The following is a 24,606-nucleotide window of genomic DNA, read 5'->3' as shown; positions in this document are numbered from 1 at the left end:
GACTCCATTCAAGGGTTCTCGAGGATCAGGTGACCCACGGCGGTGTTGGACGCGGGCACGTGATAGAAGCGGTGCGCGACGCGCGGCGTGCCGCCGCCATCGAGGTCGGCCATCGCGCCGCGGGCGATCAGCCACATCACGAGTTCGATGCCTTCGGACCCGGCCTCGCGGACGTAGTCCAGGTGGGGCATCTCCGACAGGCCGCGTGGGTCGGCGATCAGGCGGTCCATCCAGGCGTTGTCCCACTCGCGGTTGATCAGGCCGGCGCGCGGCCCCTGCAGCTGATGGCTCATGCCGCCGGTGCCCCAGACCTGCACGTTCAGCGGCGCGTCGAAGCTCTCCACGGCGCGGCGGATCGCCTGGCCGAGCTGCAGGCAGCGACGGCCCGACGGCACCGGGTACTGCACGACGTTCACCGCCAGCGGGATCACCGGCACCGGCCAGCCGGGCGCGCCGGCCGGCTGCTCGCCGAACATCAGCGACAGCGGCACTGTCAGGCCGTGGTCGACCGTCATGCGGTTGATCAGCGTCAGGTCGAAGTCCTGCTGGATCACGCTCTGCGCGAGGTGCGCCGCGAGCTCGCCGTGGCCGTGAACCGTCGGCACGGCGCGCGGTCCCCAGCCTTCGTCGGCGGGTTCGTAGCGGTCCGCGGTGCCGAGCGCGAAGGTCGGGATGATGTCCAGGCTGAAGGCGTTCGCGTGGTCGTTGTAGACCAGCACGATCGCGTCGGGCCGGTTCGCGTCCATCCAGCGGCGCGAGGGCTCGTAGCCGGCGAACAGCGGCTGCCAGTACGGGTCCCGCGTGCGGCCCTGGTCCATCGCGACGCCGATCGCCGGCACGTGCGAGGTGTAGACGGACGCGGTGATCCGCGCATGCGTGCTCATCGGGTGCTTCCCTTCGTGTCCTGCTTCTTGTCCTGGCGCATGTCGTGTCGAGTGTCCTGCCGCGTGTCGCCCTTCGTCGCGGTGCCCGCGTCGGCGGCGAGCTCCGAAGCGACGGCGGCCTGTCTCGGCGTGCCGTCGGGCCGGCGACCGCCGGCCAGCATCATGTCGCGGTAGTCGCTTTCGCTCATGCCGGTCATGCCGGCGGCCATCTGCTGGTAGCTGCGACCGTCGGTCGCGCCGATCTTGGCCAGGAAGTAGATGTTGCCGCCCAGCCGGATGCACTGGTTCAGGTCGCGCGCCAGCACCGCGTCCTTCTGCGCCGGCGTCATCGGCCAGTCGGCCAGGTAGGCGCGCTCGTCGGCCTTGAATCGCTCGCGGTTCTCGGCCTTCATCAGCGACATGCAGAACTGGTTGAGCCAGTAGCCCTTGCGGGCCTGGTCGGCGTCGAAGATGGTGGTGCCCGGGATGTCCTGGTAGGGCTTGTCGATCGGCATGACGGTCTCCATCAGCGGATGGCCTCGGGCCAGTAGAGCCGCATCGGGTTGTCGACCAGCAGGCGCTGGCGCAGCTCGGCGGTCGGAGCGATGCGCGGGATCACGTCGACCAGCAGGCCGTCGTCGGGCATGTGGTCCTTGAGGTTGGGGTGGGGCCAGTCCGTGCCCCAGAGCACGCGGTCCGGGAACTCCTCCACCACGCGCCGCGCGAACGGGATCACGTCGCGGTAGGGCTCGGGCTCGCCGTTCAGGGCCGGCGGGCCGGCGATGGACAGGCGCTCCGGGCAGGTGACCTTGCTCCAGACGAAGGGATGCTCGCGCAGGAAGCGCAGGAACAGCGCGAACTCGGGCCCGTCCACCGGCTTCGTCACGTCGGGCCGGCCCATGTGGTCGACGACGACGGTGGTCGGCAGCGCGCTGAAGAAGTCCCACAACTCGGGCAGGTCCGGGGCCTCGAAGTAGATGACGACATGCCAGCCCAACGCCTTCACGCGCTGCGCGATCTCCATCAGCTCGTCGCGCGGCGTGAAGTCGACCAGCCGCTTGACGAAGTTGAAGCGCACGCCGCGCACGCCGGCGTCGTGGAGCTCTTGCAGCTGCTCGTCGGTGATGCCGCGACGCACCGTCGCGACGCCGCGCGCGCGGCCGCCGGACGCGCGGCAGGCATCGACCATGGCGCGGTTGTCGTCGCCGTGGCAGGTCGCCTGCACGATCACGTTGCGGCTGAAGCCGAGCCGGTCGCGCAACGCGAAGAGCTGCGCCTTGCTCGCGTCGCAGGGCGTGTACTTGCGCTCGGGCGCGTAGGGGAACTCGCCGCCCGGGCCGAAGACATGGCAGTGCGCGTCGACGGCGCCCTCGGGCAGCTGGAATCGCGGCGTCGACGGGTCGGCGTACCAGTCGAGCCAGCCGGGGGTCTTGTCGAAGCCACCGGAGGTGGGGAGCGTCATCGCGGGTCCTTCAGGAAAGCTTGGGTTTGGCGAGCTGCGCGAGCAGCCGGTCGGCCTCGGTCCGCCAGTCCGGGCTGCGGCCGAAGTCGGCGTCGCCACGCTGGCCGAAGACGCCGTCCTCGGCCAGGTCGGCCATCCAGGCCTGGCGCTCGGCCGTGCCTTCCGCGCTCCAGGGCGTGAGACCGGCATCGCGGACCGTCTCGGCGACCTCGCGCACTTCCTCGCTGCGGCGGCGCCCGTGCTGGATCACGCGCTGGAAGAAGTAGGCGGCCTGCTTCTCCCAGTCGATGCCGGGGAAGGTCTCCTTCAGCGAGGCGAGCACCGCGTCCTCCACGCCGTAGTGGCGGGCGGCGGTGAGGCTCTCGATGACCATGGCCTCCAGGCCCTTGATCATGACGCTGCGGCACATCTTGGTCGCGCTGACGATGCCGAACCCGGCGCTGCCGACCGTGGGCGCGAAGCCCAATTGCTTCAGCAGCGGCTCGGCCGCCTGCGCATGCGGGCCGCCGAGCAGCAGCGGCACGCGGATGCGGTAGGGCGGGACGCTTGTCATGACGGCGCCTTCGACATAGCGACCGCCGTGGGCATGCACCGCGTCCGCCGCCTCTCGCTTGGCCTTGGGCGACGCGGAGTTGATGTCGAGCACGAAGGTGCCGGGCTTGAGCCCGGCGGCGGTCGACCGCGCGGCGTCCAGCGTCTGGCTCGCGGTGACGGCGATGACGACGAGGTCCGCCGGCGTCGCGACCATCGTGGCCGAGCTCGTCAGCTCGACGCCGAATTCGACCGCGTGCTCGCGCATCGTGTCGGCGTCGGTCGATGGCGACTCCAGCTTCAGGTCGTAGGCGCTGACCGTGGCGCCGGTCGCGCGCAGGTCCTCGGCCAGGATCCGGCCGACCTCGCCATAGCCGACGAGGCCGATCCGGAGCGACTGCGACTGCGGTACTGCCGTGCTCATGTCAGTCCAGCGAGATGTTGAGCCGCTTGATCAGGTCGGCGTACTTGGCGGACTCGCTCGCGATGAAGGCCTGGTACTGCTCCTTCGTGGTCGGGAAGACGTCGTAGCCGAAGGTGGCGTAGCGCTCGCGGATGTCGGGCTCGGCCAGGGCGGCCTCGATGTCGCGCTGGATCTTTTCCTGCACGGCCTTGGGCAGCCCGCGCGGCGCGGCGATCGTGGTCCAGCCGGTCACCTCGTAGCCGGCGGGGCCGCCGGATTCGCTGACGGTGGGCAGGTCGGGGAAGGCCGGATGGCGCTTCGGCCCGGTGACCGCGATGAAGCGGATCTTGCCGGCGCGCTGCAGCGGACCGGCCGTCGCCATCGAGCCGAGCGCGAAGTTGAGCTCTCCGTTGGCCACGGCGGTGTAGAGCATTGTCGTCTCCTTGTAGACCACGTGCGTCATCTGCGTCTTCGTCATCGCCTCCAGCTGCGCCGCGCCCAGGTGCACCGGGTTGCCGACGGACCACGAGCCGTAGTTCAGCGCGTTGGGATGGGCCTTGGCGTCGGCCACGATGTCGCCGACGGTCTTGTACTTGCTGTTGGCCGGGACGCCGACGAAGAAGTAGGTCTTGAACAGCGGCGCGATCGGATCGAAGTCCTTGACCGGGTCGTAGGGCAGCTTCTTGAAGAGGTGCGGGTAGACCACGAGGTGGACGTTGTCCAGCTGGAGCAGGTCATGGCCGTCGGTCGCGCCGCGCTTGAAGGCGTCGATCGCGATGAAGCCGTTGGCGCCGGGCTTGTTCTCGACGATCACCGGCTTGCCCCACTTCTTCGAGAGCTTCTCGGCGACGACGCGGGCCACCGTCTCCGGACCGGCGCCGGCCGGGAAGGGCGTGATGATGCGTACGGGCTTGGTCGGCCAGTCCGTGGTCGGCGCTCCCGGCGCGCTGGCCTGGGCGGCGGCCAGGCGCGGCAGCACGGCACTCATGAGCAGGGCCGCGAGGGTCAGTCCTTGCCCGGTGCGGACGAGGGCGGAGGCGAGGGCAGTGCGGCGGGTCTTGCCCCCTCTCCTGCCTGCGGGAGAGGGCAGGGGTGAGGGCCAGCGGCGGTGGCAGTACGGAACTCCGGTGCTGGAATCCAGCGAGAGGGTGGGGGCAGTCATCGTCGTTGTCTCCGTCGATCTCTTGTCATCGGCGCCCTCTGCAAGGCGGGGCGCTCGGGTGGATGGGAACTGCTGCTCGGGTACTTCGGGTACTTCGGGTATTGCGGAAATCGGTGCTCAGTCGATGTATCGCAACCCGGCCTTGGCCAGCGGCTCGCGCATCTTGTACATGTCCAGGCCGAGCACGCCGGCGGCGAACTGCTCGCGCTTGGCGCCCTCGTTGGCCTCCCGGGCGGCGGCGGCGTCCAACGTCTTCGGCGCCAGCGCGGCCGGCACGCAGACGATGCCGTCGTCGTCCGCGACGATGACGTCGCCCGGATGGATCAGCGCACCGGCGCAGACCACGGGGATGTTCACCGAACCCAGCGTCGCCTTGATCGTGCCCTTGGCGGAGATGCACTTGCTCCAGACCGGGAAGCTCATCTCGTTGAGCGTGCGGACGTCGCGCACGCCGCCGTCGATGATCAGCGCGCGGGCGCCGCGGGCCTTGAACGAGGTCGCGAGCAGGTCGCCGAAGTAGCCGTCCGTGCACTCGGCGGTGACGCCGGCGACGACGATGTCGCCCTCGCGGATCTGCTCGGCGGCGACGTGCAGCATCCAGTTGTCGCCGGGCTGCAGCAGCACCGTGACGGCGGTGCCGGAGACGGCGACGCCGGACTGGATCGGCCGCATGTAGGGCTTGAGCAGGCCGACGCGGCCCAGCGCCTCGTGGACCGTCGCCGCGCCGAAGTGCCCGAGCGCGTCCGCGGCGATGCGGTCGGCGCGGGTGATGTTGCGATAGACGACGCCGAGTTCGTACATGGTGGGGTCCTTCTTCTGGGGAAACGGGGGATCTGGGGGATCGGAGGGCGGGATGGGGACGTCGGCGGGAGCGCGTGGCGGGCGGCGCGTTTCGGGCGCTCAGACGCCCGGCGAGGCGAGACCCAGCCGGCGACGCAGCGCATCGTGGCGGGGGGCGGCGAAATCGTCGACGACGCGCTGCGCGGTGGCGGGTTCGGCGGACGTTGCGGCGACGGCGGCGGTGAAGCGGGTGACGATCTCGAGTCCGGGCGGCATCGGACCGAGGATCGTCAGGCCGCCGTGGCCCAGGAGCTCGCTCAACTGCTGGAAGCCGAGGTCGACATCGCCCTGGGCGACCATCTTCGCCACGGGCACCCCGGCGGGGGACTGGTGCAGGCGGTCGGCGAGGGCGTTGCGCAGGTCCCAGCGCTCCAGCAGCTTCAGCAGCGCCTGGCCGCTGGGCCCGGTGGAGTAGCCGATGGCCCGCGCGCCGAGCAGGGCCAGGCGCAGCGTCTCGGCGGTATCGACGGCCGGCCGGGCATGGCCTTCGGGCGACGCGATGAACATCGGCGAGTCGGCGATCGGACGCAGCGAGCCGGCGCGCAGGCGTCCGGCGTCCAGCAGCCGCGCCATCGCATCGTCGGCGAGCACCACGAGGTCCAGCGATTCGCCCGACTCGACCCGCTGGGCGGCATCCACGCCGCCGATCGATTCGATGCGGATCTCCAGGCCGTGTGCCGCGGTGTACGCGGCCGACAGCTCCGCCAGCAGGGCGCGGGTGGCCATGGAGGAGATGCCGGCGAGGGGTGCGATCACGGGTGGGTCCGGAGGAGGGAAGGGCCGAAACAAGGCTGAGAAGGGCCGCGGGAACGGGTGGAGGATCTTCGCGGGTTGCGGCGGATTCTGGTCCCGCCGGCCCTGCCGATCCAGTTCTAGCTTCCACTAGCTGATATTCCGATCCGGCATGCCACGGATGCAGGGCCATGCCGGTTCGTGAGAGCATGCGCCGCATGAACCTGACGCAACTGGAGACTTTCGTCCATGTGGCCGAGCACGGCAGTTTCAGCAAGGCCGCGATGGTGCTGGGCGTGGCGCAGCCGGCGCTGAGCCGGCAGGTGCGGGCGCTGGAAACGGAGCTGCACGAGACGCTGCTGCTGCGCAACGGCCGCGGCGTGGAACTGACCGAGGCGGGGCGGCGCCTGCTGCAGCACGGGCAGGACATCCTCAACCTGGTCAGCCATGCCAAGGACGACCTGCGCGCCCGGCGCAGCGAGCCGGTGGGGCAGATCACGATCGCGATGCCGCCGACGCTGGCGCGGCTGCACACCCTGGCGCTGATCCGGGCCTTCCAGGCGGAGATGCCGCAGGCACGGTTGACGATCATGGAGGGGTTTTCGGTGCACCTGACCGAATGGCTGCTGACCGGGCGCACGGACCTGGCGCTGGTCTACAACCCCGAGCCGGTGCCGGCGCTGGAGATCCTGCCGCTGCGGCGCGAGCGGCTGTGCCTGGTCAGCCCCAAGGACCAGGCGCCGGCTCGGCCGCCGACCTTGTCGCAGCTGTCGCGGTATCCGCTGGTGATGCCGCAGCGGGGGCACATCTTCCGCGCGCTGATGGAGCAGGCGGCGGCCATGGCGGGCGTGCAGCTCGACGTGCGATGGGAGGTGGCGAGCGTACCGGCGATCCTGGATTGCGTCGCCGCCGGCATCGGTCATGCGGCGCTGGGCGAGGATGCGCTGCAGATCTACGAGCGGCCTGAGCGTCTGGTCACGACGCCGTTTGCGAAGGCGGACATCCAGAGCACCTTGTGCCTGGTCACGCCGACCAGCAAACGGGCGACGCCGTTGATGCAGAAGACGGCGGGGGTGCTCATGAGGATGGTGGGGGAGGCGCGCTGATCCGTCGTCAGACGGCGGGGTCTGTCCTCATCGATGGATGCGGCCTTGGGCGCACGCCCGAATGAAAGCATCAGCAGCAGCGGCGCAATGGGCGACGTCGAGAATCCCTGGCTGGCATAAAAGGCTTTGGCACGCGCATCGATGGCATGGCACATCAGGCCCTTGCCACCGACGATGCGCGCCGCCGCCTGCACTCGCTGCTGCGCGTCACGAATCATGGATGAGGCGATGCCGTTTCCTTGCCAGTTGTTGTCCACGGCCAGACGACCCAACAAATACATCGGGACCGGCGAAGGAGCATTCCGACGAATCGCACCGATGGCCAGTTTGCTCTCAAGCGCCGAGGGAGCGAGTGAGTAGTAGCCCACGACAGCGTCGCGTGACGTGGTCACCACATAGGTCCTGGATGATCCGTTGTTCTGATTTGATATGGCGTGCTGACCAAGCCAGGTATCGAGGACCTCTTGACCGCAGCAGAATTCGCCAAGCTCATGCGACGGCAATAGCAATTGCGGTGGCTGCACCGCGCCGCGCGTCAGAGTTCCCATGGCGCCTTCCTCGTCATCATGCGTTGGTAGGCTGCGTTGTCGCTGAGCGGTCGATCCAGGATGTCCTCGCAAGCCTGCAGTTGGTCTTCGGTCAGTCCCTTCGTCGCTTTATGCAGAATTGCGCCTTCGGCCGCGTCCAGCATGGCGTCGCGCACAAAGGCGGCCCGCGTCTTGTTGGCGCATTCGGCCGCGCAATCGATCAGTTCACGAAGTTCGACCGGGATCTGAAGCCAGTGCCCTTGATCGCTCTCGATCAGAGGGGCGCGTTCGACGGCGGCGATCTGCGCCGCGATGTCGGGAGGCGCGGAAGCGTTGTGGTCAAGATTGAGTGCGGTCATGAATTGAAATGGCATTGAAGTTCAATCGGTCGACATGCTGCTGCCCATGCAGCCCCGAAGCAAGCCAGCCGGCGGGTGTCGCGACAGAAATCCGGCGTTCCGTTGACGTGCCTCAAAGAATCTCTGCGCGACGACGTCATGCTCCATGAAGCCGCCTCCACGCGCATCGCCCCGAGTGGGGCGATGAAGAGGGCCGACCAATGGGGGAAATGCGGGGGCTTTGGGGGACGGAGAGAGACCGCAGCGACGCTCAGGCCGCCTTCGCCGCCGGCGGCTTCGCACGCTTCACATACTGCGGCAGGAAGCTGCGCTTCTCCTGGCCGAATGCGACGGTCACGCTGTCCGCGCTGGCCTCGACCACCACGCCGCCGCCGTAGCGCTTGACGCGCACCGCGTCGCCCGGCTGGAACACCGCCGCGATCACGGGCCGCCCATCGCGCGGTGCGTCGGGCGGTGCATCCGGCGTCGATTCGGCGCCGTGCGTCGAAGACGCCCGCTCGTGCGCATCGATGCGCTCGCAGTTGTCGCAACCGTGGCAGCGGTCGAAGCCCGCCGCCTCATCGAACGCCTCCAGCATCACGCGCCACCGGCACAGGCCGCTCTGCGCGTAGAACACCATCTGCTCGAGCCGGCGGCGGTCCTGCCGGGCCTTGGCTTCATACCGGGCCAGGGCCTCCATCAGTGCGGCGACATCGCCAGGCGCGGGATCGGCGAGCTGGAAAGCGTCTCCGTCTTCCGTCAGCCATCCCTCGCGGACCAGCAGCCCCGTGAGCACTTCGAGCTTGTTGCGCGGCCGACTGAGCCGTTCCCTCAGCGCATCGAGCGTCCAGCCGGCCTCGTCCGGCGCTGGCGTTCGCAGCGCCTCCGTCACCGCCTGCGCGTCGGCCGGCACCGGATACCGGCCGTTCAGAAAGAACTGCTGCACGGCGCGGTCGCCGGCGACGAACAGCAGCGTGCAGTCGGCGCGCTCGCCATCGCGACCCGCGCGGCCTGACTCCTGGTAGTAGACGTCGAGCCCCGCCGGCACCTGGTAATGGACGATGCGACGGATATCCGGTTTGTCGATGCCCAGCCCGAACGCGTTCGTCGCCACCATCACGCGCACGTCGCCGCGCATGAACCGGTCCTGCGCTTCATGGCGCTGCCCGGCGCGCAGACGACCGTGGTACTGCGCAGAGGAGACGCCCGCACCGACCAACGCGTCGTGCACCGACTCCGCCGCCTTCACGGTGGCCGTATAGACGATGGTGGCGGGCAGCTGGAACGCCGCCTCTGCCTCTGCCTCTGCGTCGGCGCCGATGGCCGTGTCGGCGTCCACCGGGGACTCGTCCGATCCATCGGGGCCGCTTGAGGGCTTCGCCGTCACGAGCGCCAGCAAGCGCCGGAGCTTGTCCTCGTCGTCCGCCAGCGGCTCGACGCGATAGTGCAGGTTCGAGCGGTAGGTGCCGCCGATGAGGCAGCCGGCGGAGGGGATGTCGAGCTGCCGCGCGATGTCCTCGACGACTTCCGCCGACGCCGTCGCCGTGAGCGCGAGCACGGCAGGCCGACCCAGGCGCTCGCGGGCGTCGCCGACGCGCAGGAAGGCCGGGCGGAAGTCATGGCCCCATTCGGAGATGCAATGCGCCTCGTCGACGACGAGCAGGTCCGTCGGACGCTGCGCGAGGCGCTCGACCCAGTCGGCGTCGTCCAACCGTTCTGGCGTCAGCAGGACGACCCGCGCGGTGCCCTCGAGCGCTGCCGCTTCCTGCGCTGCGAGCGCCGCCGCGTCGAGGCCGCTGTGCACTTGCGCGCATCGGATGCCGAGCGCGCCGAGCCGCTCGCACTGGTCTTTCATCAGCGCGATCAGCGGGGACACGACGACCGTGCGCCCCGACAGCAGCGCCGCGGGCAGCTGATAGCACAACGACTTGCCGGCGCCGGTCGGCATCACTGCGAGCGTGTTCAGTCCGCGCAGCACGCGATCGATGACGTCTTTTTGACCGGGCCGCCAGACGCGCAGCCCGAAGCGGCGCAGTTGCTGAAGCAGGAGGCGTTCTGAAGGAGCTTGTCGACGCGTGGTCATGGCGGTGTCTAGGCGTGCAGGTCGGAATTTCCGCGATGGCATGAGCAAGCCGCGCGCCCAAGCGGTACTTCCTTCGCAGGGCGGGCACAGGGGTTGCCTAGAGCCTTCATGCCGCTCGCGTTCGGCCTCTTTCGCCGCTCGCCGGGCCCGACCCACGTCACAACATTCCGGAGATCGCCATGATCAGCACCATCCTGCTCGTCATCCTCATCCTGCTCCTGATCGGCGCGCTGCCGTCCTGGCCGCACAGCCGAAGCTGGGGTTACGGCCCCAGCGGCGGCCTGGGCCTGGTCGTCCTGATCCTGATCGTCCTGCTGCTGTTGGGCTACATCTGACCGCACCCCGCCTGGGCCTGCGGACGAGCGCCCCTCACGGGCGTTCTCCGCGTGCCTGGCGGGCGCCGGAACGTCGGGCGTGCCCGACGCTCACGCGCCCAGCAGCGACTGCCCGCAGACCCGCAAGACCTGACCCGTGAGCGGGTGCGCGCCCGGCGACGCCAGGAAGGCGATCGCCTCCGCGACGTCCGCCGGCGTGCCCCCTTGCTTGAGCGAATTCAAGCGGCGGCCAGCCTCGCGCACCATCAGCGGCATGCGGCGCGTCATCGCGGTCTCGATGAAGCCCGGGGCGACGGCGTTGATCGTGCCGCCACGCTCGTCGAGCGTCGCCGCCCGTGCGCCCACATAGCCGATCAGCGCGGCCTTCGAGGCGCTGTAGTTGGTCTGCCCGGCATTGCCGGCGATGCCGCTGATCGACGACAGGCAGATCTCGCGCGCGCCGGCGTTCAGCAGTCCGGTGTCGTCCAGCCGCGCGTCGATCGCGAGGATCGCCGCCAGGTTCACCGCCATCACCGAATCCCACTCCGCCGGCGACATCCGCGCCAGCGTCCGGTCGCGCGTGATCCCCGCGTTGTGCACCAGCACGTCCACGCCGTGCAGACGCCGCACCGCGTCGAGCAGTTCGTCGACAGCCCCCGGCGCCGTCAGGTCCGCCGCGAGCAGCGAGCCGCCGATCTCGCGCGCCAGCGCCTCGAGCGGCTGCCGCGCCGCGGGCACGTCGACGCACAGCACGCGCATCCCGTCGAGCGCCAGCCGACGGGCCGTGGCCGCGCCGATGCCGCCCGCCGCGCCCGTGACCAGCGCCACCGGTGCGCGCTCATCGTCGATCCGCGGCTCGACGTCCTTGCGCCAGGACAGGACCTGCCCCGATACATAGGCGGAGCGATCCGTGCCGAAGAATCGCAAGGCACCCGCCAAGGATTCCATCGACGCTGCGCCTTCCTGCAGCACAAGGGCGTTGGCCGTCGCGCCACGCCGGCCGGCTTCCTTGGCCAGCGCGCGGACGAAGCCTTGCACCGCGTGCAGGCAGGCCGCTTCCGCCGCGCTCATGACGCCGGCCGAGGTCAGCGCCAGAACGCGACCGCCCGGCGCGAGCCGGACCAGCGCCAGCTGGGCCTGCTCGAACAGCGCGCGCAGACCCGCGAGGTCGCGGCAACCGGTCGCGTCGATCACCAGCGTCCGCACCGGACCGTCGCCGCTCGGCGTGCCGCCTTGCGCGACGATCGCGGCCAGCAGGGACGGCAACGGCGCCGCGCTGCCCGGCGCGATCGCAAGCACGGACCGGCCCGCGAGTTCCTCGTCGACCCAGGCGTTCTGGCGCCGCGGCAACGGCACCGGTTGCGGCAGGTTGAACAGGCGTGCGATGCGACGGCCGAACGGGTGCTGGACGAAGTGGAGCAGGCGATCGGTCATGGCGGCGAGGTGGGCGACGTCGGCAAGGTCGCGGGGGAGGGCTGGGAACGGCGCGCAGTGTAGGCGCGCCCGGACGTGCCGCCGCTCAACGTCAACCCGATGCGCGTCTCCCGTTCGTCCGATCGCGCGAAGGGGGCGCCGCCGTGCATGCGCGCGATCGCGTCGACGATCGACAGGCCCAGACCGAGGTGATCGTCGCCCGTCGCCGCGCTGCTGGCCATGGACCGGTCGGCACCGTTCGCGCCGTTCGCTCCGCTTGACACGTTCGAAGCGTCCGCAGCGTTTGTGGCTTGCGCATCGCCCGCGCGATAGAACCGGTCGAACAGCCGCGGCAGCCGCTTCGCGGGAATGACCGGCCCCAGGTTCGCGACCCACAGGCGGACCTGACCCGACCGCGCGCCCTCGATGCCGACGCGCAGCACGCTGCCGACGGTGGCGTAGCGCGTCGCGTTGGCGATCAGGTTGGACAGCGCGCGCTTGAGCAGCGCGGCGTCGAAGTCGCCGACCGCCTCGCCCTCGACGCGCAGCGACAAGCCCGCCTCCTCGATGGCGGCGTCGTGGTACTCCGCGACCTCCGCGGCCAGGGCCGCGAGGCTATCGACGCGCTGCCGGCGCGCGCGGTGTCCCCCATAGGCCCGTGACAGGAACAGCATGTCGCCCACGATGCCCTGCATGCGGCGCAATTCCTCGAGGTGGGTGCCGAGGCGATCCCTGGCCTCGGGCGGCAGGCTGGCGTCGCGCATCGTGAACTCGGTGCCGGTGATCAGCGTGGCGAGCGGGGTCCGCAACTCGTGCGCGACGTTGGCGCTGAACGCTTCCACCTGGGCCTGCGTGCGACGTTGGCGCTCCACCATCGCGGTCAGCTGGTCGACGCGCTGGCGCAGCGCCCGCAGCAGTCCGCCGGCGCTGCGCAACGATGACAAAACGGTCATCCGCATGTCCGCCTCATGTCGGTGTCGCGGACATAGAGTGGGATCCAAGGCGTTTGAAACGCGCGCCGACGCAGCGGGATCCGACCGTCTTCCGACACACGGATGCCGCGTGCAGGACCACTTTCAATCCAAGGAGTTTGACCATGAACCACTTCAAGAAGCTCTCCCTTCCGATCGGCGCCGTCGCCCTGGCGGCTGCCCTGACGGCGCCGGCTTTCGCACAGGTCGAGGAAGAGGTCGTGTCCGGCCCCAAGTCCCGCGACCAGGTCATCGCTGAACTCGAGGCCGCGCGCCTGGACGGCAGCCTCGACAAGTTGCAGGGCGAACACAGCTACGCGCCGGACTTCGACGAAGCGAAGGGCATGGACGTGCAGTACTCGAATCACCAGGCCGATGCCGACGTGACGGTGGGCATGTCCGCCGACACAAGCACGCAGGTGCAGTTCGCCGCACCTGCCGCGGGCGGCAAGACACGTGCCCAGGTGATGGACGAGTTGGAACAGGCGCGCGCCGACGGGTCGCTGGACCGCGCCTGGAGTGAACAGGGATATGCGCCGGAGCTCGAGGCGGCGCATTCGTACCGTCGCTGAACGCTCCCGATGCCCGGCACGGGCCGCGACGATCCACGGCGATCCGCCGAGGGTTCCGAGCGGGACAGCGCCGACCTGACGGACCGATCGACGGACGCGGGATGACCTGACCGAGCAGGGACGGTCATCCGGCTTCGAGCAACGGGGTTCCCATGTGGGAACCCCGCTTTCGTTGAGAGCCCCGGCGGAGCCCTCACGTGGCATTCACAGACGCGTGAAGGTCACAGACGCGCGACGTCCAGGATCGCCTGCGCGAAGGCCTTCGGCGCTTCCTGCGGCAGGTTGTGGCCGATGCCGCCGCTCAGGTCGCGGTGCTCGTACTTGCCAGCGAACTTGCGGCGATAGGCGGCCGGCGCGGGATGCGGCGCGCCGTTGGCGTCCCCCTCCAGCGTGATCGCGGGGATCGTGATCTGGGGCGCCGCGCCGATGCGGGCCTCCACCGCGTCGAAGCGCGATTCGCCATCCGCCAGTCCCAGGCGCCAGCGGTAGTTGTGCACCACGATCGCGACGTGGTCCGGGTTGTCGAAGGCCGCGGCGCTGCGGGCGAAGGTCGCGTCGTCGAAGCGCCATTGCGGCGAGGCCAGTTGCCAGATCAGCTTCGAGAACTCGGCGCGGTGCTTCTCGTAGCCCAGCCGGCCGCGTTCGGTCGCGAAATAGAACTGGTACCACCATTGCAGCTCGGCGGCCGGCGGCAGCGGCTGCTCGTTGACCTTGCGGTCGACCAGCAGGTAGCCGCTGACGGACACCAGCGCCTGGCATCGCTCCGGCCAGAGCGCGGCGAGGATGCCCGCCGTGCGCGCGCCCCAGTCGCAGCCGCCGACGATCGCCTTCGGGATGCGCAGCGCGTCCAGCAGCGCGATCGCGTCGCGTGCCAGCGCGCCTTGCTGGCCGTTGCGCGCCGTGGCGGCGGACAGGAAACGCGTCGTGCCGTAGCCGCGCGCGTAGGGCACGATCACGCGATAACCGGCCGCCGCGAGCAGCGGCGCGACGCCCTCGTAGGTGTGGACGTCGTAGGGCCAGCCGTGCAGCAGCAGCACCGGCGGGCCGTCGGCCGGGCCGGCCTCGACGTAACCGACGCGGAGATCGCCGGCGTCGACGTGCTTGAGGGTGCCGAAGGACGGCGCGATCGCGATGGCCGCGCCGTCGGCCGGTGCTGCCGTCGGTGTCGCCGCCAACGCGGCCGACGGCAGCAGGCCCGACAGCGGCAGCGCGGCGGCGGCCGTGGCGGCGCCCAGCGAGGCGCCCAGGCGCAGGAACTGACGGCGGGGCAGGGCGCCCCCGGCGATGCCGAGGCCGTCGGTCAGGTCGTCGTGCCCGTCGGGGCGGGTGCGGTCGGTCATGGGGATCTCCGTGTGTGGTGGGACCTCCGCAGTGGACGCCGGCGATGTATCTCCGCCTTGTCGATGAGGACGTGGGATTGCATGCGGGTGTCGCCGCCCGAAGCGCAGATACAGGGGCATACAAAGCCGATCTCTGACATCGATCAAACCAACCCCTGGCTTTCCGGCCGCGTCCTTCCTAGCCTGCCGGGACCGGGCGCGCGGGGCGTCCGGATTCGGGCCGCGTGCCCGCAGGAGGTATCGATGAATGGGGTCGTGCTGGACGAGGTCGTCTACTTTCCGTCACTGCAGACATTGCCGGCCGAGATGCGCGGGCTGCGCGAGCTCGACCGCCTGCGCAAGCGCCGGACCCTGCCGCTGATCACGCTGTCGACGCAGCAGCGGGTGCCCGATGTCGTGGACTTCCGCCGCGCGGCGCAGCAGGCGGGCGAGGCCATGCAGGAGCTGCCGCATTTCATCGACCTGGGCCGCGTTCCGCTGGACCACGCGCTGGCGTGGCGCCGGCTGGCCGACCCGACGCAGGGGTTCCGGACCTGGCGCGAGTTCGCCCAGGCGCACAGGAACGCGGTACCCGTGGTGCTGATGCCCGACGGCGCCAGCGAGCGCAGCATCGTGCTGCAGGCGGTCATGATCGAGCGCGAGTTCGGCCGGGTGCTGTTCCGGCTGCGCGGCGCGGCGCCGTTGACGGCGCCCGCGACGGCGCTCGTGGAGCGGGCACTCGACGGGCTCGAGGACCGGCGCCGCGCGCTGGTCGTGCTGGACTTCGGCACCGAGCGGGAGTGGCTGCTGGGGTGTTCCGGCGTCGGCCGGGACCTGCTGGCGCGCTGGCGGACGCGGTGGCCGGGGGTGCGTGTCGTGATGATGGGCAACAGCTTCCCCGCCACGGCGCAATGGATCGGTGCCGCGGTGTCGGAAGACAACCCGAGGTCGGGCCGTCTCGCGATCCTCGAGCGCGAACTGCATCGCCGGCTCGGCGGCCCGGCGCTCGTCGGCTACGGCGACCATGGCGCCATCCATGCGCCGAGCGAGCCCGGCGTGGAGCTGCCGACGGGTCATGTGCGCTTCGACTATCCATGGCAGGGCGTGTGGCGCTTCGAGCGCCGCCGCCGCGCGAATCCGGACGAGGCCAACCGCGAAGCCGCCGCGGCCCTCATCGAGGCGGCGCCGTCGTTCGGCACCCGCGGCCTGTGGGGGGAACATGAGATCCAGGAAGCCGCCAACGGCCGGATGTTCGCGCGGGGTCGCGAGGCCCTGACGGCCCTCCGCGTCAACCTGCATCTGGCGACGCAGGTCGACGAGATGCTGATCGAACATCGGAGCATCCGGACCGTGCTGCCCGCCTCGACTTCGTGAAAACCACGGGCCGGCGACAGGGCGCGGCGAAGCCGGTTGGCGGGGAAGGGCATGCGGGTCTGCCTATACTCGCGCCCCATGCGCCGCTGGCTGACCGTCTTCCTGCTGATCCTGCTGCCGCTCCAGCTGAGCTGGGCGGTGGCGGCGACCTATTGCGCGCATGAAGCCGATCCGGCGGTGAACCACATCGGTCACCACCAGCACCAGCACGACGGGGCGGAAGGGGCGCCGGACGCGTCCGGCGCGCCCGAGAAGACGGCTGACAAGGCGCCGGAGAAGGCGACCGACAAGGCGCTGACCTGCGTCGATGACGACTGCGGCTTCTGCCATCTGGGCCACAGCCAGCCGGTGGCGAGCACGCCGATCGTGCTGCCGGCGGTGGCCGGTCCGGTCGTCGAGGGCTCCGTGCCCGATGCGTGGTCCTCGCGCGGCCCCGATCGCCGCGAACGACCCAACTGGCAGCCCGCCTGATCGGCGGCCGCCCCCGCGGCGCCGAGTTGGGCGCCCCGCGTCGTTGCAAATCCTCGCCATAGCGCTGCTATGGCTCCGGTTTGCGCCGGGCGGTGCATCCCAACTCGACGCCGCGTCCATCGAAGGCAGTCAGGGATGACTGGCCTCGCATCGAGCGCTCGCCGATTCCTCGTTGAACCTCTTCCTGCCCGGCCGCCTCTGCGGCGGCGGGCACAACGCCGGAGTCTCCGATGCCCAAGTTCCTGGTGCCGCTGTGCAGCGCGGCACTCCTTTCCCTCGTGCCGATGACCGCGCGTGCCGCGCCTGAGGCGCCACCTGCTTCCTCGACGTCATCCTCGTCATCGACTTCATCGTCGACCTCATCGTCGACCTCGTCATCGGCCCCGCCATCGGCCGCGTCCTTGCCGTCGCCCTTGCCACTGCTGACGCTGAACGCCGCCGTCGACCGCGCGTTGGCCACCCATCCAAGGATGCGCGCCGCGGCCTTCGACGTCGAAGCCGCCGACGGCGCGGTCCAGCAGGCCGCGCTGCCGCCCAACCCGTCGCTCGGACTCGAGCAGGAAGACACCCGCCGCGAGACGCGCACGGTCACCGTGCTGCTGAGCCAGCCGCTGGAGATCGGCGGGCAGCGCGCGGCGCGGACGGCGCTGGCCCAGCGCGGTCGCGACATCTCGCAGGCCGAGCTCGACGCGATGCGCGCCGACGTGCGGGCCGACGTGGTGCAGGCCTTCTTCGCCGCGCTGGTCGCGCAGGAACGGGTCGGCGCCGCCGAAGAGTCGCTCCGCATCGCCGGCGGCGGCGCCGACGCGACCGCGCGTCGCGTGGCCGCGGGCAAGCTCTCGCCGAACGACGAGACCCGGGCGCGTGTCGCCGAAGCCACCGCGCGCATCGAGCTGCGCCAGGCGCAGGCGGACCGGCTCGCCGCGCGGCATGCGTTGGCGGCGGCGGTCGGGATGGACGAAGCGACGATCGGGGCGCTCGATGGCAGCGCCGCGTCGCTGCCGGCCTTGCCCGCCGAAGCCGAGATCGCCCGCCGTCTGGCCGATGCGCCCGCGCTGCGACGCGCCCGGCTCGAGGTCGAGCGCGCCCAGGCCGCCTACGACCTCGAACGCGCGCGCCGCATCCCCGATCTCACGGTGACCCTCGGCGCGAAGCGCGCGCAGGAGATCGGCCGCAACCAGGCGGTGATCGGCGTGTCCATGCCGCTGCCGCTGTTCGATCGCAACCAGGGCGCGCAGCGCGAGGCCCTCAAGCGCCGCCAGGCGGCCGAGCAGCTCGCGGAGGCCGAGTCCCTGCGGTTGCGCGCCGAGGTGCTGAGCGCGGCCGACGAGTTGAACGCCCGCGCCGACGAGGTCGAGGCCCTGCAGCGCACCGTGCTGCCCGGCGCGCGTGACGCCTACACCGCCGCCACGCGCGGCTTCGAACTCGGCAAGTTCGGCTTCCTGGACGTGCTCGACGCGCAGCGCACCTGGCTGCAGGCGCGGATGCAGTGGCTCGATGCGCTCGCACGGGCGCATCGCGCCAACGCCGACCTCGAGCGCCGCCTCGGCGCGCCCGCCCAGCAACCGTGAGAACGACGATGAACTTCAACAAGCAAGACGACAAGACGTCCTCCGGACGCGGACTGCCCAAGCGGCAACTGATCGCGATCGCGGTGCTGGTGGCCATCGGCCTCGGCGGCGGCGCGGCCATCCTGGCCTCCGGCCCCAAGGCATCGTCCGAGGGTGGCCATGGCGAGCACGCCGCAGGCGGACATGACGATCACGGTCCCTCCGCCGGGAAAGAGTCGGGCGAACACAAGGACGAACCCAAGGGCGGGCACAAGGACGAGCACAAGGACGAGCACAAGGACGAACCCGAAGCCATCGCGATGACCGAGGCGCAGATCAAGTCGGCCGCGATCGCCCTGGAGACCGCCGGCCCGGCGACGATCCGGGCGACGACGCGTCTGCCCGGTGAGATCGGCTTCAACGAGGACCGCACCGCGCACGTCGTGCCGCGCGTGGCCGGCGTCGTGGAGGCGGTGCCCGCGACGCTCGGGCAGGCCGTGCGCAAGGGCGATCTGCTGGCGGTGATCGCGAGCGCGCAGGTGTCGGACCAGCGCAGCGAGCTGCTCGCCGCGCACAAGCGCGAGCAGCTGGCGCGCACGACCTACGACCGCGAGCGCAAGCTGTGGGAGGAGAAGATCTCGCCCCGCCAGGATGTGGACGTGGCCGAGCAGGCCCTGCGCGAGGCCGAGATCGCCGTCGCGAACGCGCGCCAGAAGCTGCTCGCCATCGGTGCCACGACCGGTGCCACCACCGGTGCCACGACCGGCGGCGCGCTCACCCGCTTCGAGCTGCGCGCGCCTTTCGACGGCGTCGTCGTCGAGAAGCACCTGACGCTGGGCGAGCAGGTGAAGGAGGACGCGAGCGTCTTCGTCCTGTCGGACCTGCGCACCGTGTGGGCGCGCATCGACGTGCCGGCCGGGGATCTGGCCAAGGTGCGCGTGGGCGAGCGCGCCGTCGTGCGCTCCGCCGCCTTCGAGCAGTCGGCCGACGGCAAGGTCGCCTACGTCGGCGCGCTGATCGGCGGACAGAGCCGCACCGCGCAGGCGCGCATCTCGCTGGCGAATCCGGACGGTGCCTGGCGGCCCGGGCTGTTCGTCAACGTCGACGTCGTGACCGGCGAGGCGCCCGCGCCGATCACCGTGGCCGCCGACGCGGTCCAGGTCTTCGAGGACCGGCAGGTCGTCTTCGTCCGCACCGCCGACGGCTTCGCCGCCATGCCGGTCAAGACCGGTCGCGGCGACGGCCGGCGTATCGAGATCGTCGACGGCCTGAAGGCCGGCGCGAGGGTCGCGGCGGTCAACGCCTTCGTCATCAAGTCCGAGGCCGGCAAGGGCTCGGCCACCCATTCGCACTGACGGAGGACGCATGTTCGAACGCATCATCCGATTCGCCATCGAGCACCGATGGCTGGTGCTGGTGGCCGTGCTGGGCATGGCGGCGCTGGGCGTCTTCAGCTACCAGAAGCTGCCCATCGACGCCGTGCCCGACATCACCAACGTGCAGGTGCAGATCAACACCGGCGCGCCGGGCTACTCGCCGCTGGAGGCGGAGCAGCGCGTGACCTTCCCGATCGAGACTGCGATGGCCGGTCTGCCGGGGCTGAAGCAGACGCGCTCGCTGTCGCGCTACGGGCTGTCGCAGGTGACGGTGATCTTCCGCGACGGCACCGACATCCACTTCGCGCGGCAGTTGGTCAACGAGCGGCTGCAGGCCGCGCGCGAGCACCTGCCCGACGGTCTGACGCCGGCGATGGGGCCGGTGTCGACGGGCCTGGGCGAGATCTACCAATGGACGATCGAGGCCGAGGAGGGCGCGCGCAAGCCCGACGGCTCGCCCTACACGCCGATCGACCTGCGCGAGATCCAGGACTGGGTCGTCAAGCCGCAGCTGCGCAACGTGCCGGGCGTGACCGAGGTCAACACGATCGGCGGCTTCGCCAAGGAGTTCGAGGTGGCGCCCGACCCCGGGCGGTTGTCGTCGCACGGGTTGACGCTGGCGGAGGTCGTCGAGGCGCTGGAGCGCAACAACGCCAACGTCGGCGCCGGCTACATCGAGCGCCGCGGCGAGCAGTACCTGATCCGCGCGCCGGGACAGTTGCGCGACCTGGCCGACATCGGCAACGTCGTGCTGCGCACCGACGCCGGCGTGCCGGTGCGGGTGCGCGACGTGGCGCAGGTCGGCATCGGCAAGGAGCTGCGCAGCGGCGCGGCCACCGACAACGGCCGCGAGGTCGTGCTGGGCACCGTCTTCATGCTGATCGGCGAGAACAGCCGCAGCGTCGCGCTGGCCGTCGATCGCAAGATGAAGGAGGTCGCGACGACGCTGCCGAAAGGCGTGCACGTCGTCACCGTCTACGACCGCACCGTGCTCGTCGACAAGGCGATCGCGACGGTCAAGCGCAACCTGATCGAAGGCGCCGTGCTGGTGATCGCCGTGCTCTTCCTGTTCCTGGGCAACCTGCGCGCGGCGGTGCTGACGGCGCTGGTGATCCCGCTGTCGATGCTGTTCACCTTCACCGGCATGGTCGGCCAGAAGGTCAGCGCCAACCTGATGAGCCTGGGCGCGCTGGACTTCGGGATCATCGTGGACGGCGCGGTCGTCATCGTCGAGAACTGCGTGCGGCGCCTGGCGCATGCGCAGTCGCGCCTGGGGCGGCCGCTGACGCGCGGCGAGCGCTTCCACGAGGTCTTCGTGGCGGCGCAGGAGGCGCGCCGGCCGCTGCTGTTCGGGCAGCTGATCATCATGGTGGTCTACCTGCCGATCTTCGCGCTGACCGGCGTGGAAGGGCGGATGTTCCATCCGATGGCGGTGACCGTGGTGATGGCGCTGCTGGGCGCGATGATCCTGTCCATCACCTTCGTGCCGGCGGCGGTGGCGCTGTTCATCGGCGACAAGGTCCAGGAGAAGGAGAGCCGCCTGATGGCATGGGCGCACCGTGCCTACGAGCCGCTGCTGGTCAAGGCGATGGCCGCGCGCCCGGTGGTGATCACCGGCGCGGCCGTGGCGGTGGTGCTGTCGACCTTGCTCGCGACGCGCCTGGGCAGCGAGTTCGTGCCCAGCCTCAACGAAGGCGACTTCGCGGTGCAGGCGTTGCGGCTGCCGGGCACCAGCCTGTCGCAGTCGGTGGCGATGCAGCAGCAGCTGGAGGCGCGCCTGAAGCAGAAGTTCCCCGAGATCGAACGCGTGTTCTCGCGCACGGGCACGGCGGAGATCGCGGCGGACCCGATGCCGCCCAACATCTCCGACGCCTACGTGATGCTCCTGCCGCAGGACCGGTGGCCCGAGCCGCGACGCACCCGCGACGAGTTGATCGCCGCGGTGCAGGAGGAACTCGCGACGCTGCCGGGGCAGAACTACGAGTTCTCGCAGCCGATCCAGCTGCGCTTCAACGAGCTGATCTCGGGCGTGCGCTCGGACGTGGCGGTGAAGGTTTTCGGCGACGACATGGACCAGCTGAACGCGGCGGCGGCGAAGATCGCCGCGGTGCTGGGCGGGCTCGATGGCGCGGCGGAGGTCAACGTCGAGCAGACGACCGGGCTGCCGATGCTCACCGTCGACATCGACCGCGAGAAGGCGGGGCGTCACGGGCTGAACCTGCAGGACGTGCAGCAGCTGGTGGCGACGGCGACCGGCGGGGCGCATGCGGGCACGCTGTTCGAGGGCGACCGGCGCTTCTCGATCGTCGTGCGCCTGCCCGAGGCGCTGCGGACGGACCTGGCGGCGATCGAACGGCTGCCGGTGCCGCTGCCGAAGGGGGCCGACGGCGCCGCGCGTTTCCTGCCCCTGTCGGAGGTCGCGACGCTGTCGCTGGCGCCGGGGCCCAACCAGGTCAGTCGCGAGGACGGCAAGCGGCGCGTCGTCGTCAGCGCGAACGTGCGCGGCCGCGACCTCGGATCGTTCGTCGCCGAGGCGCAGCAGGCCGTGACGTCGCAGGTCGCCTTGCCGTCCGGCTACTGGCTGGGCTGGGGCGGGCAGTTCGAGAACCTGCAGTCCGCCAGCGAGCGCCTGTGCGTCGTGGTGCCGGTGGCGCTGGGGCTGGTCTTCGTGCTGCTGTTCGCGATGTTCGGCAACGCGCGGGACGGGCTGCTGGTGTTCTCGGGCATCCCGTTCGCGCTGACCGGCGGCGTGCTGGCGCTGTGGATGCGCGGGATACCGCTGTCGATCTCGGCGGCGGTGGGGTTCATCGCGCTGAGCGGCGTGGCCGTGCTGAACGGGCTGGTGATGATCTCCTTCATCCGCCAGTTGAGGGAGCAGGGCCGGCCCTTGGGGGACGCCATCCATGAGGGGGCGTTGACACGGCTGCGGCCGGTGCTGATGACGGCGCTGGTGGCGTCGCTCGGTTTCGTGCCGATGGCGCTCGCGACCGGCACCGGCGCCGAGGTGCAGCGACCGCTGGCGACGGTGGTGATCGGCGGGATCCTGTCCTCGACGGCGCTGACCCTGCTGGTTCTGCCGGTGCTGTACCGGTGGGCGTATCGCCGCGACGAGGCCGATGCCGGGACCGGCGTCGCGCGCGGCCGGGGCGAGGACGTGATGTCGGTCGCGACGTGATGTCGGCTGTCCCGCCCGGATGCGGGGGCGCCCCGGGGAGGGGCGCCTTCCCCTTTTTCCTAGAATCGCGCTTCCAAAAAGGACGAGTCTCCAGGAGGGAGCATGAAGAAGTTGGGAGTGGCCGCCGTGGCGGCCTTGGCGCTGAGCGGTTGCGCGATTCATCAGAACGTGACGCCGGTGCAGGTCCGTGTGGAGGATCGGCAGATCTGCGTGATCGACAACCCGTCGGTGCGCAAGGGCTTCAGCGACGGCTACAAGCGCGCCTTGGAAAGCAAGGGCTACGTGGTGCGCACGCTGCCGCAGGTGGCGGCAATCACGGACTGCGCGGTGACGAGCACCTACAACGCCACCTGGCGCTGGGACCTCGCGCTGTACATGGCGTATGCCGAGATCCGCGTCTTCAGCGCGGGCAAGCAGGTCGGCGAGGCGAAGTACGACGCCACGCACGGCAGCGGCAGCATGAACAAGTTCATCGACGCCGACAAGAAGGTCGTGGAGCTGGTGAACAGCCTGTTCCCGGGCGGCGCCGCCACGGCGGCCGCACCCACGGCTGCGGCCGCGGCGTCCGCGCCGCAATGAACGGACGCTGACCTTCGGGTCGGCAGGAAGGCGGAGCGGCCCGCGTCGCTCCGCCGGAACCCCGGGCGTCGGGAGACGCTCGCGGTTGTCATGCGGATCCACTCATCCGCGTGAGTTCGCTGCCTCGTGAAAGTGACGTCGACGCGATGTCGACAAGTCGAGGTCATGGAACCCGGATCGACGTTTCCCTAGAGTGGCTGCATCGCCTCGCAAGGAGAGTGGTGTGCCGATGTCGAAGATGGAAATGAACGGGCGGATCGTCGTCCCCAAGGACATCCGCAAGGCCGTGAAGGCCGTTCCCGGTACGCAATTCCTCTGGGTGCCGATGCACGACGGAACGATCCGCGTGATCGCCAAGACCGTGACGCTGGAGGACCTTGCCGGCATGCTCAAGCCTGCGCCTGGGATCAAGGTGTTGTTGGACGAGATGAATCCGTTCCGCTGAGGTGTGTCGTGGCCAAGAAGGACGGTCAGTTCATGTCGAGGATGGAAATGAACGGACGGATCGTTGTCCCCAAGGACATCCTCAAGGCCACCGGCGCGAAGCTCGGCACGCGCTTCATCTGGGAACTGATGGAGGACGGCAGCATCCGTGTGAGCGCCAAGTGCAAGCGTCCCGCCGAAGCGGACGATAGGTCGTCGACGATGACCGACGAGTGCACGAACCAGTGATCAACTAGGAGAGTGAAATGGAAGAGTCCCTGCTGAATGCCAAAGGACAACTGACCTTGCCGGCGTCCATTCGAAAGAAGTTGGGCGCGAAGGCCGGCATGCGTTTCCTTTGGGGCCTGATGCCCGATGGAACGCTGATCGTCCAGCCGAAGAACAAGTCTCTGTTGGACATGGCCGGCATGTTGAAGCCCAGGAAGGGACTTCATGTGTCGATCGAGGAAATGAACCCCTGGATCTGATGTCAGCGATCGATACCAATATCTTGGTCCGCTTCATCGTTCGGGACGACGCAAGCCAATGCGACAAGGTGAACCGGCTCATCCGAATACACGCTGAACTGGGCGAGCCGATCGCCGTGCCTGTGACCGTGGTTCTTGAGCTCGAGTGGGTGCTCCGCGCAAGATTCAAGTTCAGCAAAGAGGCTGTTCTCTCAACTTTCGACATGCTGATGGCGGCCGAAGAGATCGGCTTCGAATCACTGCTCGCCGTGAAAGTCGCGCTGTTTGCCTATAGGCAATGTTCTGCCGATTTCGCCGATTGCCTGCATCTCGCGCTTGTCGCATACGCGGGCGAGTGTCCGATGCTGACCTTCGACCGGAAGGCTGCCCAGATGAACGGATCGCGCCTGTTGTCATCGGAGCTGCTTGATGACCTGGAGCTTCTTGCTCGGCAGTCCAGAGAAGGTTTCGAATCGACTGGCGTTGGGGGACCCGTTTCACAGTCATCGACCACCTCCCACTGACCGTGGTTGACAAGCTGGCTTGTGGCCAGGC

Annotated in this window: 25 protein-coding genes and 1 pseudogene; 13 read left to right on the top strand and 13 right to left on the bottom strand. The window is 69.9% G+C overall.

The window, feature by feature from the left end; all coding sequences use genetic code 11:
• Positions 1-8: 8 nt before the first annotated feature.
• The 7 genes from AC1VNM_RS08240 to AC1VNM_RS08210 all read right to left on the bottom strand — a co-directional run bounded on the left by AC1VNM_RS08240 (position 9) and on the right by AC1VNM_RS08210 (position 6,017).
• A complete protein-coding gene (locus AC1VNM_RS08240) occupies positions 9-884 on the bottom strand; it encodes a class III extradiol dioxygenase subunit beta (protein WP_483106550.1) in 876 nt (291 codons plus the stop codon).
• On the bottom strand, positions 881-1,378 hold the full coding sequence (gene ligA, locus AC1VNM_RS08235) for a protocatechuate 4,5-dioxygenase subunit alpha (protein ID WP_483106549.1): 498 nt from the start codon (positions 1,376-1,378) through the stop codon (positions 881-883). Before ligA ends, AC1VNM_RS08240 begins: the two co-directional genes overlap by 4 nt.
• A gap of 11 nt (positions 1,379-1,389) precedes the next feature.
• Positions 1,390-2,325, bottom strand: a complete 936-nt coding sequence (locus AC1VNM_RS08230; protein WP_483106548.1) for an amidohydrolase family protein — start codon at positions 2,323-2,325, stop codon at positions 1,390-1,392.
• A gap of 10 nt (positions 2,326-2,335) precedes the next feature.
• On the bottom strand, positions 2,336-3,280 hold the full coding sequence (locus AC1VNM_RS08225; RefSeq protein WP_483106547.1) for an NAD(P)-dependent oxidoreductase: 945 nt from the start codon (positions 3,278-3,280) through the stop codon (positions 2,336-2,338).
• A gap of 1 nt (position 3,281) precedes the next feature.
• The gene (locus AC1VNM_RS08220) at positions 3,282-4,247 is read right to left on the bottom strand and encodes a Bug family tripartite tricarboxylate transporter substrate binding protein (protein WP_483109258.1); all 966 of its coding nucleotides are present in this window, start codon (positions 4,245-4,247) and stop codon (positions 3,282-3,284) included.
• Positions 4,248-4,538: 291 nt separating this feature from the next.
• The gene (gene ligK, locus AC1VNM_RS08215; RefSeq protein ID WP_483106546.1) at positions 4,539-5,222 is read right to left on the bottom strand and encodes a 4-carboxy-4-hydroxy-2-oxoadipate aldolase/oxaloacetate decarboxylase; all 684 of its coding nucleotides are present in this window, start codon (positions 5,220-5,222) and stop codon (positions 4,539-4,541) included.
• A gap of 99 nt (positions 5,223-5,321) precedes the next feature.
• On the bottom strand, positions 5,322-6,017 hold the full coding sequence (locus AC1VNM_RS08210; RefSeq protein WP_483106545.1) for a substrate-binding domain-containing protein: 696 nt from the start codon (positions 6,015-6,017) through the stop codon (positions 5,322-5,324).
• A gap of 167 nt (positions 6,018-6,184) precedes the next feature.
• Between AC1VNM_RS08210 and AC1VNM_RS08205 the strand changes: the two genes are divergently transcribed.
• On the top strand, positions 6,185-7,099 hold the full coding sequence (locus AC1VNM_RS08205) for a LysR family transcriptional regulator (RefSeq protein WP_483106544.1): 915 nt from the start codon (positions 6,185-6,187) through the stop codon (positions 7,097-7,099).
• A gap of 107 nt (positions 7,100-7,206) precedes the next feature.
• Here AC1VNM_RS08205 and AC1VNM_RS08200 read toward each other — a convergent pair.
• From AC1VNM_RS08200 to AC1VNM_RS08190, 3 genes and pseudogenes are all read right to left on the bottom strand, one after another.
• A pseudogene (locus AC1VNM_RS08200) lies at positions 7,207-7,647 on the bottom strand (GNAT family N-acetyltransferase); the annotation flags it as partial.
• The gene (locus AC1VNM_RS08195) at positions 7,635-7,985 is read right to left on the bottom strand and encodes a type II toxin-antitoxin system TacA family antitoxin (RefSeq protein ID WP_483106543.1); all 351 of its coding nucleotides are present in this window, start codon (positions 7,983-7,985) and stop codon (positions 7,635-7,637) included. The pseudogene AC1VNM_RS08200 and the gene AC1VNM_RS08195, both read right to left, overlap by 13 nt.
• Positions 7,986-8,235: 250 nt before the next feature.
• Positions 8,236-10,047, bottom strand: coding sequence for a RecQ family ATP-dependent DNA helicase (locus AC1VNM_RS08190; RefSeq protein ID WP_483106542.1), 1,812 nt, complete (start codon positions 10,045-10,047; stop codon positions 8,236-8,238).
• Between the two features lie 179 nt (positions 10,048-10,226).
• On the opposite strand from AC1VNM_RS08190, the gene AC1VNM_RS08185 reads away from it, so the two are divergent.
• Complete coding sequence (locus AC1VNM_RS08185) at positions 10,227-10,382, top strand: DUF3309 family protein (protein ID WP_421038055.1); 156 nt, start codon at positions 10,227-10,229, stop codon at positions 10,380-10,382.
• Positions 10,383-10,472: 90 nt separating this feature from the next.
• Here the strand turns inward: AC1VNM_RS08185 and AC1VNM_RS08180 are convergent, their stop codons facing one another.
• Positions 10,473-11,795 (bottom strand): 3-oxoacyl-ACP reductase, encoded by a 1,323-nt coding sequence (locus tag AC1VNM_RS08180; RefSeq protein WP_483106541.1) that lies wholly within the window; start codon positions 11,793-11,795, stop codon positions 10,473-10,475.
• A complete protein-coding gene (locus AC1VNM_RS08175; protein WP_483106540.1) occupies positions 11,792-12,733 on the bottom strand; it encodes a histidine kinase dimerization/phospho-acceptor domain-containing protein in 942 nt (313 codons plus the stop codon). Before AC1VNM_RS08175 ends, AC1VNM_RS08180 begins: the two co-directional genes overlap by 4 nt.
• A 137-nt stretch (positions 12,734-12,870) precedes the next feature.
• On the opposite strand from AC1VNM_RS08175, the gene AC1VNM_RS08170 reads away from it, so the two are divergent.
• The gene (locus AC1VNM_RS08170; protein ID WP_377154907.1) at positions 12,871-13,317 is read left to right on the top strand and encodes a DUF4148 domain-containing protein; all 447 of its coding nucleotides are present in this window, start codon (positions 12,871-12,873) and stop codon (positions 13,315-13,317) included.
• 221 nt (positions 13,318-13,538) lie between these two features.
• Here AC1VNM_RS08170 and AC1VNM_RS08165 read toward each other — a convergent pair whose 3' ends face one another.
• Positions 13,539-14,657 carry an alpha/beta fold hydrolase gene (locus tag AC1VNM_RS08165; protein WP_483106539.1) on the bottom strand — a complete coding sequence of 373 codons (1,119 nt, stop codon included), beginning with the start codon at positions 14,655-14,657 and terminating at the stop codon, positions 13,539-13,541.
• Positions 14,658-14,900: 243 nt separating this feature from the next.
• Here AC1VNM_RS08165 and AC1VNM_RS08160 point away from each other — a divergent pair, with 243 nt between their 5' ends.
• The 10 genes from AC1VNM_RS08160 (at position 14,901) to AC1VNM_RS08115 (ending at position 24,575) form a co-directional block, all read left to right on the top strand.
• The gene (locus AC1VNM_RS08160) at positions 14,901-16,010 is read left to right on the top strand and encodes a beta family protein (protein WP_483106538.1); all 1,110 of its coding nucleotides are present in this window, start codon (positions 14,901-14,903) and stop codon (positions 16,008-16,010) included.
• A gap of 78 nt (positions 16,011-16,088) precedes the next feature.
• Positions 16,089-16,481 (top strand): hypothetical protein, encoded by a 393-nt coding sequence (locus tag AC1VNM_RS08155; RefSeq protein WP_483106537.1) that lies wholly within the window; start codon positions 16,089-16,091, stop codon positions 16,479-16,481.
• 230 nt (positions 16,482-16,711) lie between these two features.
• Positions 16,712-18,052: a TolC family protein gene (locus AC1VNM_RS08150; RefSeq protein WP_483106536.1), complete on the top strand. Its 1,341-nt coding sequence runs from the start codon at positions 16,712-16,714 to the stop codon at positions 18,050-18,052.
• Between the two features lie 8 nt (positions 18,053-18,060).
• A complete protein-coding gene (locus tag AC1VNM_RS08145; protein ID WP_483106535.1) occupies positions 18,061-19,386 on the top strand; it encodes an efflux RND transporter periplasmic adaptor subunit in 1,326 nt (441 codons plus the stop codon).
• A 10-nt stretch (positions 19,387-19,396) separates the two neighbouring features.
• On the top strand, positions 19,397-22,582 hold the full coding sequence (locus tag AC1VNM_RS08140) for an efflux RND transporter permease subunit (RefSeq protein ID WP_483106534.1): 3,186 nt from the start codon (positions 19,397-19,399) through the stop codon (positions 22,580-22,582).
• 102 nt (positions 22,583-22,684) lie between these two features.
• On the top strand, positions 22,685-23,161 hold the full coding sequence (locus AC1VNM_RS08135; RefSeq protein ID WP_483106533.1) for an Sbal_3080 family lipoprotein: 477 nt from the start codon (positions 22,685-22,687) through the stop codon (positions 23,159-23,161).
• Between the two features lie 223 nt (positions 23,162-23,384).
• A complete protein-coding gene (locus tag AC1VNM_RS08130) occupies positions 23,385-23,606 on the top strand; it encodes an AbrB/MazE/SpoVT family DNA-binding domain-containing protein (protein WP_483106532.1) in 222 nt (73 codons plus the stop codon).
• Between the two features lie 32 nt (positions 23,607-23,638).
• Complete coding sequence (locus AC1VNM_RS08125; RefSeq protein ID WP_483106531.1) at positions 23,639-23,833, top strand: AbrB/MazE/SpoVT family DNA-binding domain-containing protein; 195 nt, start codon at positions 23,639-23,641, stop codon at positions 23,831-23,833.
• 17 nt (positions 23,834-23,850) lie between these two features.
• Positions 23,851-24,072, top strand: coding sequence for an AbrB/MazE/SpoVT family DNA-binding domain-containing protein (locus tag AC1VNM_RS08120; RefSeq protein ID WP_483106530.1), 222 nt, complete (start codon positions 23,851-23,853; stop codon positions 24,070-24,072).
• Positions 24,072-24,575: a type II toxin-antitoxin system VapC family toxin gene (locus AC1VNM_RS08115; RefSeq protein WP_483106529.1), complete on the top strand. Its 504-nt coding sequence runs from the start codon at positions 24,072-24,074 to the stop codon at positions 24,573-24,575. Before AC1VNM_RS08120 ends, AC1VNM_RS08115 begins: the two co-directional genes overlap by 1 nt.
• The last annotated feature ends 31 nt before the right edge of the window (positions 24,576-24,606 follow it).

It is taken from the genome of Mitsuaria sp. MSU3D (assembly GCF_056867975.1).
The sequence above is the reverse complement of the archived record's forward strand: the minus strand, read 5'-3'. Positions and strand labels throughout refer to the sequence as shown.